Source organism: Rhodococcus sp. NPDC006774 (assembly GCF_040636045.1).
GTDB lineage: Bacteria > Actinomycetota > Actinomycetes > Mycobacteriales > Mycobacteriaceae > Rhodococcoides.
On sequence record NZ_JBEYIW010000007.1, the window covers coordinates 267,647 to 280,999 of the forward strand.

General features: G+C 65.2%; 14 protein-coding genes and 1 pseudogene. 11 read left to right on the forward strand and 4 right to left on the reverse strand.

Translation table 11 applies throughout. The annotated features are described in order from the left end of the window. Positions 1-11 precede the first annotated feature (11 nt). The 4 genes and pseudogenes from paaI to ABZ677_RS13855 form a co-directional block, all read right to left on the reverse strand. On the reverse strand, positions 12-380 hold the full coding sequence (gene paaI / locus ABZ677_RS13840; RefSeq protein ID WP_358370280.1) for a hydroxyphenylacetyl-CoA thioesterase PaaI: 369 nt from the start codon (positions 378-380) through the stop codon (positions 12-14). A gap of 23 nt (positions 381-403) precedes the next feature. Beyond that, on the reverse strand, positions 404-721 hold the full coding sequence (locus tag ABZ677_RS13845; RefSeq protein ID WP_358370175.1) for an EthD family reductase: 318 nt from the start codon (positions 719-721) through the stop codon (positions 404-406). Then, positions 718-2,744: pseudogene (gene paaZ / locus ABZ677_RS13850) on the reverse strand (phenylacetic acid degradation bifunctional protein PaaZ). The gene ABZ677_RS13845 and the pseudogene paaZ overlap by 4 nt, the downstream one beginning before the upstream one ends. 76 nt (positions 2,745-2,820) lie before the next feature. Beyond that, entirely contained in the window at positions 2,821-3,432 is a 612-nt protein-coding gene (locus ABZ677_RS13855) for a TetR/AcrR family transcriptional regulator (RefSeq protein WP_032380646.1), read from the reverse strand. Positions 3,433-3,543: 111 nt separating this feature from the next. On the opposite strand from ABZ677_RS13855, the gene ABZ677_RS13860 reads away from it, so the two are divergent. The 11 genes from ABZ677_RS13860 to ABZ677_RS13910 all read left to right on the forward strand — a co-directional run bounded on the left by ABZ677_RS13860 (position 3,544) and on the right by ABZ677_RS13910 (position 13,345). After that, on the forward strand, positions 3,544-4,743 hold the full coding sequence (locus ABZ677_RS13860; protein WP_358370178.1) for a thiolase family protein: 1,200 nt from the start codon (positions 3,544-3,546) through the stop codon (positions 4,741-4,743). Continuing rightward, positions 4,740-5,462 carry an enoyl-CoA hydratase/isomerase family protein gene (locus ABZ677_RS13865; protein ID WP_358370181.1) on the forward strand — a complete coding sequence of 241 codons (723 nt, stop codon included), beginning with the start codon at positions 4,740-4,742 and terminating at the stop codon, positions 5,460-5,462. The genes ABZ677_RS13860 and ABZ677_RS13865 overlap by 4 nt, the downstream gene beginning before the upstream one ends. Continuing rightward, positions 5,459-6,310, forward strand: coding sequence for a 3-hydroxyacyl-CoA dehydrogenase family protein (locus ABZ677_RS13870; protein ID WP_358370184.1), 852 nt, complete (start codon positions 5,459-5,461; stop codon positions 6,308-6,310). The genes ABZ677_RS13865 and ABZ677_RS13870 overlap by 4 nt, the downstream gene beginning before the upstream one ends. After that, positions 6,307-7,077 (forward strand): enoyl-CoA hydratase-related protein, encoded by a 771-nt coding sequence (locus tag ABZ677_RS13875; RefSeq protein WP_358370187.1) that lies wholly within the window; start codon positions 6,307-6,309, stop codon positions 7,075-7,077. Before ABZ677_RS13870 ends, ABZ677_RS13875 begins: the two co-directional genes overlap by 4 nt. 187 nt (positions 7,078-7,264) lie before the next feature. Beyond that, positions 7,265-8,212, forward strand: a complete 948-nt coding sequence (gene paaA / locus ABZ677_RS13880) for a 1,2-phenylacetyl-CoA epoxidase subunit PaaA (RefSeq protein WP_037187547.1) — start codon at positions 7,265-7,267, stop codon at positions 8,210-8,212. Then, positions 8,209-8,571, forward strand: coding sequence for a 1,2-phenylacetyl-CoA epoxidase subunit PaaB (gene paaB, locus ABZ677_RS13885; RefSeq protein ID WP_358370191.1), 363 nt, complete (start codon positions 8,209-8,211; stop codon positions 8,569-8,571). Before paaA ends, paaB begins: the two co-directional genes overlap by 4 nt. A gap of 28 nt (positions 8,572-8,599) precedes the next feature. Further along, positions 8,600-9,517, forward strand: coding sequence for a 1,2-phenylacetyl-CoA epoxidase subunit PaaC (gene paaC, locus ABZ677_RS13890; RefSeq protein ID WP_358370194.1), 918 nt, complete (start codon positions 8,600-8,602; stop codon positions 9,515-9,517). Between the two features lie 41 nt (positions 9,518-9,558). Then, positions 9,559-10,020 (forward strand): 1,2-phenylacetyl-CoA epoxidase subunit PaaD, encoded by a 462-nt coding sequence (paaD, locus tag ABZ677_RS13895; RefSeq protein ID WP_052047417.1) that lies wholly within the window; start codon positions 9,559-9,561, stop codon positions 10,018-10,020. Beyond that, positions 10,020-11,114, forward strand: a complete 1,095-nt coding sequence (gene paaE, locus ABZ677_RS13900) for a 1,2-phenylacetyl-CoA epoxidase subunit PaaE (protein WP_358370197.1) — start codon at positions 10,020-10,022, stop codon at positions 11,112-11,114. The genes paaD and paaE overlap by 1 nt, the downstream gene beginning before the upstream one ends. 16 nt (positions 11,115-11,130) lie before the next feature. Beyond that, positions 11,131-12,438, forward strand: coding sequence for a phenylacetate--CoA ligase PaaK (gene paaK / locus ABZ677_RS13905; RefSeq protein WP_094634083.1), 1,308 nt, complete (start codon positions 11,131-11,133; stop codon positions 12,436-12,438). A 1-nt stretch (position 12,439) separates the two neighbouring features. Continuing rightward, entirely contained in the window at positions 12,440-13,345 is a 906-nt protein-coding gene (locus tag ABZ677_RS13910) for a helix-turn-helix domain-containing protein (RefSeq protein ID WP_094634082.1), read from the forward strand. Positions 13,346-13,353 lie beyond the last annotated feature (8 nt).

Sequence of the window (13,353 nt, forward strand, 5' to 3'; positions counted from 1 at the left end):
GTGCTGCACCCTCAGCGCGCTATGGTGCGACTGTCCCCTCGGAATTCGGCGATCAGCTCGTCTCGACAGGTCACCGACACGTCGTACAGACCGTTGCGGCCGAACCTCGCCCGTTCGACGGCGTCTGCGACCAGGACGTCGCCGGTCTTCGTCGGACGGAGATAGCGGATGTCACAGCGGGCCGCGACGGCCGAGTCCTCGTGCGAGTTGCAGGCCATCGCGAACGTGGTGTCCGCCAACAGGAACACGTAGCCGCCGTGGGTGATGGCATAGCCGTTGACCATGTCCTCGGTCACGACCATCGACATCCGCGCGTGGCCAGGTGACAACTCGATCAGTTCGATGCCGAGCTTGCGGGACGCGGCGTCGACCTCGAACATCTCTCGCGCGATCATCGAATCTGTCACGGCTCCAACACCGACTGCTCGTTCTGGGTGAACATCGTGACGCCTCCGGTCGCGAAGTTGCGAAGATCCTTGCCTGCGGCCTTCATCTCGGGCGAGGCCAGTCCGGTCTTCAGCGATGCCTCGTCCGCGAAGTACAGGCTGGCGATCGCGTAGTACGGCGGTGGTGAATCGTCGAGCGAGTCGAGCGTGCCCCAGGTGAAGTCGACCAGTCCGGGGACTGCACGCGCGAGGGGCACGTGCACCTCGGCGTAGTGACGATCGAATGCGGCAGGATCCTCGGGCATTCCGTAACAGACGGCCACTCGTACGCTCATGATGCAGCCTCGGGCTTCGCGACGAGAGTGAGCACGTCGTACGTCGCTACGGGATCGCCGTCCTGGTTGACGACCACTGCGTCCCATCGCACCTCGCCGTAGTCGGCGCTCTGACGAGGGGTGATGAGCTGGCCGTCAACGTTACCGTCAACGAATCCTCGGCCTTGACGGGCGTCAGGAAACGCAGACTGTCGACGCCGAAGTTCGCCAGGACGGGGCCCGGTGCGGGGTCGACGAACAGCCCTGCGGCAAGCGAGACCACCAGGTAGCCGTGCGCCACGATGCCGCCGAACAGCGGATTGGCCGCTGCCGCTTCGGGATCGGTGTGCGCATAGAAGGTATCGCCGGTGAACTCGGCGAAGTGATCGATGTCGGCGCGGGTGACCTGTCGGGGTCCACCGATGATGGTGTCGCCCAGCTTCAACTCGCCGAGGTTCTTTCGGAACGGGTGGACGTCGCCGGTCGTCTGCTTCGCCCCGGCGACCCACTTGTTGCCAATGGCCGTCAGAACGTCCGGGGTTCCCTGAATTGCGGTGCGCTGCATGTGGTGCAGCACGCCGCGGATACCGCCGAGTTCTTCACCACCGCCTGCGCGGCCGGGTCCACCGTGCACCAGTACCGGCAACGGCGAGCCGTGGCCGGTCGATTCCTTGGCGTCCTCGGAGTTCAGGACCAGGATGCGTCCGTGGTACGGCGCGCTGCCCAGCACGATCTCGCGCGCGATGGCCGAGTCCTTGGTTACCAGAGATGCAACCAGGGAGCCCTTTCCGCGGGCTACGAGATCGAGCAGGTCTGCGGTGCTGTCGTAACCGATGACGGTCGAGACCGGCCCGAACGCCTCGATCTCGTGCGGTTCGGATGCGGTCTTGTCGCCGGCCTTCAGCAGCACCGGTGCCATGAACGCGCCGGGCCGCGAATCCACGGCGTCCGGATCACCGAAGACGACCGTTGCCGACTTGGTCAGTCCACGAATGGATTTGAGCACCTCGTCGCGCTGATCGATGCTGGCGAGCGCACCCATGGTGACGCCCTCGTCGGCCGGATCACCGACGACGACCTTCTCCAGCTTCGCCTTCAGCGCCTCGATGACGGGCTCGACCGAGTCCTGCGGAACCAGCACGCGCCGGATCGCCGTGCACTTCTGACCGGCCTTCGACGTCATCTCGGTGAAGACACCCTTGACGAAGAGATCGAACTCTGGATCGCTCTGTGCCACATCCGAACCCAAAATGGACGCATTGAGAGAATCCGCCTCGGCCGTGAAGTGCAGTCCCTCGCCGACGACGTTGGGGTGTGAGCGCAGGGTCGCTGCGGTATCGGCGGATCCGGTGAAGGCCACCGAGTCCTGGCCGCCGAGGTGGTCGAGCACTCCTCGGGCGCTGCCACACAGCAGCTGCACCGAACCCTCGGGCAGCAACCCCGACTCGATGATCCGTCGGAACACCAGCTCGGTGAGATATGCAGTTTGGCTGGCGGGCTTGACGATCGACGGCACTCCCGCGATGAACGCGGGGGCCAGCTTCTCGAGGAAGCCCCAGACGGGGAAGTTGAACGCATTGATCTGCACCGCGACACCGCGCCGCGAGGTGTAGATGTGCTGACCGAGGAAGGTGCCCTTCTTACCGAGTTGCTCGATCGCACCGTCGAGATAGACCGTCTCGTTGGGGAGTTCGCGTCGGGCCTTGCTCGCGTAGCTCAGGACGGTGCCGAAACCGCCGTCGATGTCGACGCCGGAATCGCGGGTGGTGGCTCCGGTGTGCCGGGAGAGTTGGTAGAACTCCTCCTTGCCGGCCAGCAGTGTCAGGCCCAACTGCTTGAGCAGCGCAGCGCGTTCGTGGAACGTCAGTGCCGCGAGCGCGGGCCCTCCGACGGTGCGGGCGTAGTCCACCATGCCTGCGACATCCAGACCGCTGGACGACACCCGGGCGATCTCGCTGCCGTCGACGGCGCTCAGCAGCGGTGCTCCCTCATCGGTTGCGGAATACCACGTGCCCTGGGCATAGCTTTCCAGAAGTCTGCTCACAACGCCTCCATCTCACCGTACGTTCGGTCGGTAATTACCATCGCCGTCGAACGCCGAGATGTCAAGACTTGTTCTGCTACGTGCGACGCAACCCGTCGAAGGTCAGCGCTACCACCGCGTCGGCCAATTCCTCGACGGATCCGCCGGTGCGCGGGCGGTACCACTCGATGAGCGAGTTGACCGTGCCGAACACCAGCTTCGACGCCAGCGCCGGGTCGACACCGGGACGCAGGTCGCCTTCTTCGGCCGCGGCCACCACGAGCCCGGTGACGAAAGAGTCGAATTCGCGTCGACGCGCGAGGGCCCGGCGCTCGACGTCGGTGTTGCCTCGCACGCGGAGCAGCAGCGTCACGTAGGGCAGTTCCGCGCACAGGATGTCCACGCTGCGTCGCACCAGGTATTCGAGGCGGTCGATGTATCGCCCGGTCGTGGCCCGATCCTCGGTCGTGACGGCGAACAGGGCATTGAGAGCCCGCGACAGCGCGAGTTCGAGCAACTCGGACTTGCCGGACACGTGGTGATAGATCGAGGACTTGGTGATGCCGAGCCGCTTCGCCAGAACCTCCATGCTGGTTCCGTCGTATCCACGGTCGTTGAAGACCTTGACCGCCACGGCCAAGAGCGAGTCCAGGTCGTATCCCGGCCGCCCTGGCTGTCCGGTCTTGCGCGGCGCGCGTGCGGTTGTCATTGCCACATCTTCTCAGTCGACGCCCGATTCCACAGCACCGTGGGCAGCAAACCTTGCCAAACGACCGAATGTTCGGTTATTAATGACGCAACCGTACGAAGGAGATCTCCAGTGGGCGAAGTATTTCTCGTTGCCGGCGCACGCACCCCGCACGGACGCTATGGCGGAGCCCTTGCCTCGGTGCGTCCCGACGACCTGGCCGGGCTGGTCGTCGCCGAGGCGGTCCGACGAGCGGGTGTGCCCGTCGACCGGATCGATGAAGTGATTCTGGGCGCCGCGAACCAGGCAGGCGAGGACAATCGAGACGTAGCGAGAATGGCGGTTCTGCTCGCAGGACTCCCCCACACGGTGCCGGGTTACACCGTCAATCGCCTGTGCGCGAGCGGACTGACGGCAGTGGCCAACGCCGCGAGCACCATTCGTAGCGGCGAGGCTGACATCATCGTCGCCGGTGGCGTCGAGTCGATGACCCGCGCGCCCTGGGTCATGGCCAAGCCAGGAACCGCGTGGGCCAAGCCGGGCGAGCTCTTCGATACCTCCCTCGGCTGGCGCTTCACCAATCCGACCTTCGCCGCGCACGACGCGGGGAGCGATCCCAAGATCACTCTGTCGATGGGCGAAACCGCCGAGGAGGTCGCGCTCAGCGAGGGCATCACCCGCGAGGAGTCCGATGCCTTCGCATTCCGCAGTCAGCAGCGTGCCATCGCCGCCCAGGATGCCGGACGCTTCGCCGATGAGATCGTGCCCGTCACGACCAAGAACGGCGAGGTCACCGAGGACGAGACACCGCGACGCGGAACCACACCCGAGAAGCTCGGCACGCTGAAGACCGTGTTCCGCAAGAACGGCATCGTCACCGCCGGAACGTCCTCACCGTTCACCGACGGTGCGTCGGCGCTGGTCGTGGCCTCCGAGGAGGCCGTGAACAAGTACGGCCTCGAGGTACGGGGCCGCATCGTCACCAGTGCGAGCGCAGGCATCGCACCGCACATCATGGGACTCGGGCCGGTGCCATCCACACAGAAGGCACTCGCTCGCGCCGGGTGGTCTGCCGACGACCTCGGTGCCGTCGAGCTCAACGAGGCCTTCGCAGCGCAGTCACTCGGCGTCATCCGCCAGTTGAACCTGAACGAGGACATCGTCAATGCCGACGGCGGGGCCATCGCACTCGGCCACCCCCTCGGCTCGTCGGGTGCCCGAATCCTGTTGACGCTGTTGGGCCGCATGGAACGTGAGAAGGCGTCCCGCGGGCTCGCGACGCTCTGCGTCGGCGTCGGGCAAGGCGTGTCGATGTTGATCGAGGCACCGTGAACACACTTGTCGTGGAGGAGCTGACGGACCGCGTTGTTGTCACCCTGAATCGCGAGAAGCAGCGCAACGCAATAGATTCCGAGATGATCGGTGAGTTGCACGAGTTGTGCGCGCTCGTAGAGCAGGATCCCAAGATCGTCATCCTGACCGGAGCGGGCGAGCATTTCGCCGGGGGTGCCGACATCAATCAATTGCGTGCCCGCACCCGCGACGACGCATTGCGCGGCATCAACCGAAACCTGTTCGACCGCATCGCCGCACTGCCCCTGCCGACCATCGCTGCGGTGCGCGGCTACGCCCTCGGGGGCGGAGCCGAGCTGTCCTACGCCTGCGACATCCGTGTCGCGTCGCCGACGGCCGTGTTCGGCAATCCCGAACCAGGGCTGGGCATCATGGCTGCCGCCGGAGCCAGCTACCGGTTACCGACACTGGTGGGAGTGTCCGTCGCCAAGCAGGTACTCCTCGGTGGCCGGATGCTCGACGCAGAGGTGGCACTCCGCTCCGGCCTGGTGCTGGACGTCGTCGACGAGCCCTTGGCCGCAGCGCATTCCCTCGCGGATCGCATTGCCAAGCAAGCACCGCTGGCACTGAAGCTGACCAAGAAGATTCTCGATGCGCCCGGTTCACACCCGTGGGCCGACGACATCGCGCAGGCCGTTCTGTTCGAGACCGAAGACAAACAACGCCGAATGACGGCATTTCTGGAGAAGAAGAAATGACAGTTCCCTCTAACGTGGCCGTCGTCGGTGGCGGCCGCATGGGTGCAGGTATCGCGCAGGTGTTCGCGGCCCTCGGTTCCACCGTCGTCATTGCCGAAGCCGCCGACCAACAAGCAGCCCTCGGCCGAGTCTCGACCGGACTCGACCGGGCGCACGAGCGCGGCAAACTCAGCGAGGATCCCGCTGCGATTCTCACCCGGGTCTCCACCGTCGCCGGGCCCGCGGATCTCCCGGACGATCTCGACTTGATTGTCGAAGCGGTTCCCGAGATTCCGGCGCTCAAGGTCGAGGTGTTGGCTCTGATAGACAAAGTCGCATCCGAAAACACGGTCATCGCGTCGAACACGAGCTCGATCTCCATCGCCGAACTCGGCGCAGCACTCAGTGATCCGAGTCGCTTCATCGGGATGCACTTCTTCAACCCGGTTCCGGCGTCGACTCTCGTCGAGATCGTGCGCGCGCCTGCCACCTCCGCGGACGTGGTGCAGCGAGTACAGCAGTGGGTGTCGCTCCTGGGCAAGACCGAGGTGCTCGTCAACGACTCCCCCGGCTTCGCTACCTCGCGGCTCGGCGTCTGCCTCGGGCTCGAAGCCATTCGGATGCTGGAGGAAGGCGTCGCCGACGCCGAATCCATCGATCGCGCCATGGAACTCGGCTACAAGCACCCGATGGGTCCGTTGCGTTCGACCGACCTCGTCGGGTTGGACGTTCGGCTCGCCATCGCAGAACACCTGGCGTCGACCCTCGGCGACAGGTTCACTCCCCCGCAGTTGTTGCGAGACATGGTTGCTCGCGGCGACATCGGACGCAAGTCCGGTCGCGGCTTCCACGATTGGACGAACGCATGACAGTACGGTTCGACGTCGCCGACGGCTTGGCGACCATCACCCTCGCTCGCCCCGAGGCGCACAACGCCCTCGACGTCGCGACGAAGGTCGCGTTGGCGGAGGCCGTTCAGAGTGCCGCTGCACCCGAGGTGCGCGCCGTGCTGATCACCGCCGAGGGCAAGAACTTCTGTGTCGGCCAGGATCTCGGCGAGCACGTCACGGCGCTCGAAGCCGATCCGGCCACGGCGATGGACACCGTCGGCGAGCACTACAACCCGGTGATTCGAGGACTCGCTGCCCTCGAGGTTCCGATCGTCGTCGCGATCCCCGGCGCATGCGTCGGCGCAGGCCTCGGGATCGCACTGGCCGGGGACATCCGAGTGGCCGGTACCAAGTCGTCGTTCGCGACGGCATTCACCGGCATCGGCTTGGCCAGCGACTCGGGATTGAGCTACACGTTGGTCGAGGCACTGGGATCGAGCCGAGCCGCGGGCCTGATGCTGCTCGGCGACAGAGTCACTGCCGCGCAGGCTCTCGACTGGGGTCTGGTGCATCGCGTCGTCGAGGACGGGGACGTACTCGAGACCGCGCACACGCTGGCGACCTCCCTCGCTGCCGGGCCCACGCAGGCCTACCGGCAGGTCAAGTCTCTGATCGCTCGATCCGGACTGTCCGACGCCTTGGACCGCGAGGCACAGGCACAAACGGCTCTGGGACAGACGCAGGACCACAAGGCCGCCGTCGACGCGTTCCTGAACAAGACGAGAGCCTCCTTCCTCGGCATGTGAGCTGGAGTGGAGCCTGCGGAACGACCCATGTGAGCGGGAGTGGAGCCTGCGGAACGACCCATGTGAACGCAAACTCGCCCCCTGCTACGAGGTTCCGCGCTCGTGCGGCGCAGCCGCTCTTGTGCGCGGAGCTGCACTCGAGGCATACTGGTTACCAACCGATCATTCGGTAATGAAAGTAGGACTTATGACCACGTCAAACACCCTGTCCGCCGAGACGCTGCAGGACGGGTTCGACGAGACCATCGCCCACGAGCAGCGCGTCGAGCCTCGTGACTGGATGCCCGACGGCTACCGCAAGTCGCTCATTCGCCAGATCGCTCAGCATGCGCACTCCGAGATCATCGGAATGCAGCCGGAGGGCAACTGGCTCACCCGCGCGCCGTCGCTGCGCCGCAAGGCCATCCTGATGGCCAAGGTGCAGGACGAGGCCGGTCACGGTCTCTACCTCTACTCCGCCGCGGAAACGCTCGGAGCGGACCGCGCCGACCTGACGGTCAAGCTCATCGAGGGCAAGCAGAAGTACTCCTCGATCTTCAACTACCCCACCCTGACGTACGCCGACGTGGGCACCATCGGCTGGCTGGTCGACGGTGCGGCGATCTGTAACCAGGTTCCCCTGTGCCGCAGCAGCTTCGGTCCGTACGCACGCGCGATGATCCGGGTCTGCAAGGAAGAATCGTTCCACCAGCGCCAGGGCTACGAACTGCTCGCCACGATGATGCGCGGCACCGACGAACAGCGCGCCATGGTTCAGGAATCGGTCAACCGCTGGTGGTGGCCGGCTCTGATGATGTTCGGCCCGCCGGACGACGAGTCCCCCAACACCGAGCAGTCGATGAAGTGGGGCATCAAGCGCCACACCAACGACGAACTGCGCCAACGCTTCGTCGACATGTCCATCCCGCAGGCGAAGGCTCTCGGAGTCACGTTCCCCGACCCGGACCTGAAGTGGAACGAGGAGCGCAAGTCGCACGATTTCGGCGAGCCCGACTGGTCCGAGTTCATGCAGGTGATCAAGGGCAACGGTGCCTCCAACGTCGAGCGCATCGCGAACCGGCGCGCGGCTCACGACGGCGGTGCCTGGGTCCGTGAGGCCGCAACCGCATTCGCCGAAAGGAACGCAGCATCATGACCGAATTCACCGCCGAGGGCGGCCACGGAGCGGTGCCCACCGAGGGTGTTCCGGTCGAGCCGAAAAGGGAAGCCGTCAAGGCAGATTGGCCCCTGTACGAGGTGTTCCTGCGCGGCAAGCGCGGCCTGAACCACGTACACGTCGGATCGCTCCACGCTGCCGACGACCACATGGCGCTGCGGCATGCTCGCGACGTCTACACCCGACGCAACGAAGGCGTCGGCATCTGGGTCGTTCCGTCCAACTCGATCGTCGCATCGTCGCCGTCGGAGAAGGATCCGTTCTTCGCACCGAGTGGCGACAAGGTCTACCGCCACCCGACGTTCTACGAGATCCCCGACAACGTTCCCCACATGTGAGACCCACACTTCAAGAGGACAAGCACTCATGACTGATCACGACAGCGCCTACGAGGGCCTCGTCGACGAGGACTCGCACGGGCAGTGGGCATTCGGGACGAGCTTCGACGACCCGCTCGCCGGAGTCGACACCACCGTTCCCGACGACGTCGACCTGAAAGCTCTTGCCGCGTACTGCCTCATGCTCGGCGACGATGCGCTGATCAGCTCACAGCGCCTCGCCGAGTGGAGCACCCGCGCACCGGAACTCGAAGAAGAAGTGGCACTGGCCAACGTCGGCCTCGATCTCCTCGGCCAGGCCCGGCTACTGCTGGCCCGCGCCGCCAAAGCCGACCCGACGGTCGTGCCGTTCATCTCGGACACCTCGCCCGCACCGTCGGAAGATGCTCTCGCGTTCTTCCGCGACGACGCCGACTTCCGGAACGTGCGACTCACCGAGCTCGACAATGGAGACTTCGCGAAATCCCAGGTTCGCCTGCTGGTGTTCTCGACGTGGCGGCTCGCCGTCTTCACTCGCCTGCAGGAATCCCGGGATCCCGTTCTCGCCGCGGTTGCGAGCAAGGGCGTCAAAGAGCTGACCTACCACCGTGATTACGCGGCTCGCTGGGTCGTCACCCTGGGTTGCGGAACCGATGAATCGAAGCGACGTGTCCGCGAGGCCGTGACGCGAATCTGGCCGTACGTCTCCGAACTGTTCGTCCCGACGGACGAGGAAATCGCGCTGGCTGGGGTCGGTGTCGCCGTCGATCCCCGTGACGTGCGCGAGGAGTTCGATTCCGTTCTGGCGCACGTACTTCACGCCGCAGAGCTGGACGCCCCCGAGGGCAAGTCCGTGGGCACCATCGGTGGCCGCGGGGGCCGGCGCGGAATCCACACCGAAGCGTTCGGGCCGCTGATCGCCGAGATGCAGGTCGTGGCGAGAGCGCATCCGGAGGGGGTCTGGTGACCACACTCGAGAAAACCGCACGCGAGATCGCCGCGACCGTCATGGATCCCGAGATGCCACTGCTCACTCTCGACGATCTCGGCGTCCTGCGCGACGTCGAAGTACGCGAGAACGGCAGTGTGCTCGTCACCATCACCCCGACGTACTCCGGCTGCCCCGCGATGGCGACGATGCGCGACGACATCGCCCACAAGCTCCAGGATCACGGCTACGCGGATGTCGAGATCGTCACCAGCCTCTCCCCCGCATGGAGCACCGACTGGATCTCCGAGGAGGGCCTGCGCAAACTTCGCGAGACCGGTTACTCCACACCGGGACCGGCTCCTGCTCGTACCTCCGGCCCGGTTCCGTTGACCCTGACCGTGAAGCCGCGCCGAATCGACTGCCCTCGGTGCGGTTCCGCAAACACCCGCCTCACATCCGAATTCGGCGCAACGCTGTGCAAAGCCCAGTATCGGTGCGACGACTGCCTCGAACCCTTCGACCACGTGAAGGAAATCTGATGACCGTCACTGCCGAGCCGGAACTGAAGAACCTGCGCAACAAGCCCTTCCACACGTTGACCGTCGCCGACGTCGAATCGCTCTGCGACGACGCCGTCGCCGTCACGTTCGATGTGCCCGATGAGCTGCGTGCGGAGTTCGATTTCAAGCCGGGTCAGTCGCTGATGCTCAGCCGGACCGTCGACGGTATCGAGCACCGTCGCTCTTATTCGATCTGCGCCCCGGCCGGCGCGCGTCCCCGGGTCGGCGTCCGTGAGGTCTCCGACGGCCTGTTCTCCTCGTGGCTCGTCCACGAGGTCAAGGCCGGCGACCGTATCGACGTCCAGGGCCCCACCGGCAATTTCCACGCGGATCCGGCTACGGCCGGCAGGCACGTTCTCATCGCGGCCGGCTCGGGCATCACCCCGATGCTGTCGATTGCAGCCTCGGTCCTGACCAACCCCGACGCCGAAGTGGTTCTGCTGTACGGTAATCGGCGGACGCGAACGGTGATGTTCGCCGAGGAGATCGCGGACCTGAAGGACCAGTACGGCAGCCGGTTCGACGTCATTCACGTCCTGTCCAGGGAGCCGCGCGAGGTCGAACTGTTCAGCGGAAGACTCGACGCCGAACGACTGCGCGAGATACTCGACACCGTCGTCGCCACACCGGATATCGATCATTTCTGGTTGTGTGGCCCGTTCGGGATGGTCACCGATGCCCAACAGGTCCTCGGAGACCTCGGTGTGGCGAAGACCAGCATCCACGCCGAGCTGTTCTATGTCGACGACGTGCCCCCGCCGCAGGAGAAGCACCGCGAGCCCGGCATCACCGGGCCCAGCAGTGAGGTCACGATCATCCTCGACGGACGTGAGGTGAAAGGTGCACTGCCTCAGGACGAGTCGATCCTCGATTCGGCCGAGCAGCTGCGCTCCGATCTCCCCTTCGCGTGCAAGGGCGGCGTGTGTGGCACCTGCCGCGCGAAGGTCACCTTCGGCGAGGTCGACATGCGCCGCAACTACGCGCTCGAGGACAACGAAGTCGACGCCGGCTTCGTGCTCACCTGCCAGACCTTCCCCGTCAGCGACACCGTGACCGTCGACTTCGACGCCTGAGACCGAGAGAACCCTCATGACCAGTGTGCTGTCCACCCCCACCGACACCCCCGACATCGAGTTCGCCTCTCGGGACCGGATATCCACCCTTCAGCTGGAGCGCCTGCAGTGGTCGCTGCAGCATGCGTACGACAACGTTGCTCATTACAAGAAGGCCTTCGACGACGCCGGTGTACACCCGACCGATCTGAAGGATCTGTCGGATCTCGCGAAGTTCCCCTTCACCGCCAAGAAGGATCTACGCGAGAACTACCCGTTCGGGATGTTCGCGGTGCCGCAGGACAAGGTTTCGCGCATCCACGCGTCCTCGGGAACAACCGGCAAAGCCACGGTCGTCGGCTACACCGCGAACGACATCAGCAACTGGGCCGACCTGATCGCCCGCAGTCTCCGGGCCGGTGGCGTCAAGCCGTCGGACAAGGTGCACGTCGCCTACGGCTACGGCCTCTTCACCGGCGGTCTCGGCGCACACTACGGTGCAGAACGCCTGGGCTGCACAGTGATTCCGATGTCCGGTGGCATGACCGATCGTCAGATCCAGCTGATCGAGGACTTCGAGCCCGACGCCATCATGGTGACACCGTCGTACATGCTCACGATCGTGGACGCGATGGTCAAGAAGGGCATCGACCCGGCCAAGACCTCGCTGAAGACCGGCGTCTTCGGCGCGGAACCCTGGACCGAGGAGATGCGCAAGGAGATCGAGAAGACTCTCGACATGGACGCCGTCGACATCTACGGCCTGTCCGAGGTGATGGGCCCGGGCGTCGCGATGGAATGCGTCGAAACCAAGGACGGACTCCACATCTGGGAGGATCATTTCTACCCGGAGGTCATCGACCCGGTGACCGGCGAGGTTCTGCCCGACGGCGAGGAGGGTGAATTGGTGTTCACGTCCTTGTCCAAGGAGGCGATGCCGATCATCCGGTACCGCACCCGCGATCTGACGCGACTGCTGCCAGGTACGGCTCGCACGATGCGTCGGATGCAGAAGGTCACCGGCCGCACCGACGACATGATCATTCTGCGTGGCGTCAATCTCTTCCCGACTCAGATCGAGGAGCTGATTCTCACCGTTCCCGCCCTCGCTCCGCAGTTCCAGTGCGTGCTCGAACGCGCCGGACGCATGGACACCCTGACCGTCCTCGTCGAGGCCCGCCCCGACGCCGCGCTCGACACGCATCCGATGGCGGCGGCAACGCTGAAGAAGCTCGTCAAGGATCGCATCGGCGTCAGCGTCGGAGTCGACGTCGTGGCACCGGCCGCCCTCGAACGGTCCATCGGCAAGGCCCGCAGGCTGATCGACAACCGCCCGGCCGTATGACATGAGCCCGGTGGCACAGGATTTCGAGCACTGGCGCGAGAACGTCTCCACGGCGTTCGTGCCGCTCGACGCTGTGTCCACCGGGCCGTCGTCGTTCGAGGGCACTCTGGTGTCGTCGACTCTGGGATCGCTGCAACTGAGTGAGGTTGCGGGCCGTGAGGTCGATGTCCGGCGCACTCGTGCCACCATCAAGCGTGCCGATCCCGGCTTGATCAAGGTCGGCCTTCAGCTGAGCGGATCCGGGACGATCGTGCAGAACGATCGCGAGGCCGTACTGCATCCGGGCGACTTCGCGGTGTACGACACCAGCGCGCCGTACGATCTGCATTTCGCCGGGGACTTCGCGATGTTCGTGGTGATGTTCCCACGCGAGGCACTGCACCTGGCCTCTCGCGAGTTGACGACCGTCGCCGCCCGTCGAATCGACGGCGATCACGGTGTGGGCGCGCTGGTGTCGCCGTTCCTGCACGGGCTGCGCCGCACCACCGTCGACGGAACACTGCCGACGGCACCGATGCTCGAGAACGCGGTACTCGATCTGCTGTGCGCCGCCCTCGACGATGCTGCACCCGACTACGCACCGGGTTCCACGCTGCTGCTCGAGGCCAAGAGCCTCGTCGAGTCACATCTCGACGATCCGACGCTCTCCACCGCCACTCTCGCTGCGCGACTGCACATCTCGGTACGATACCTGCAGAAACTCTTCGAGGCCGACGGTCGCACGGTGGCGGGCTGGATCAGATCCAGGAGACTCGATCGGTGCCACCGCGATCTCCGCGACCCCCGTTTCGCCGCAGACAGTATCGGAACCATCTGCGCGCGTCACGGTTTGATCGATTCCTCCAACTTCTCGAAACTGTTCAAGGAGACCTACGGCATGTCGCCGCGCGCGTATCGCGCCGGGTGAGCGGGAGC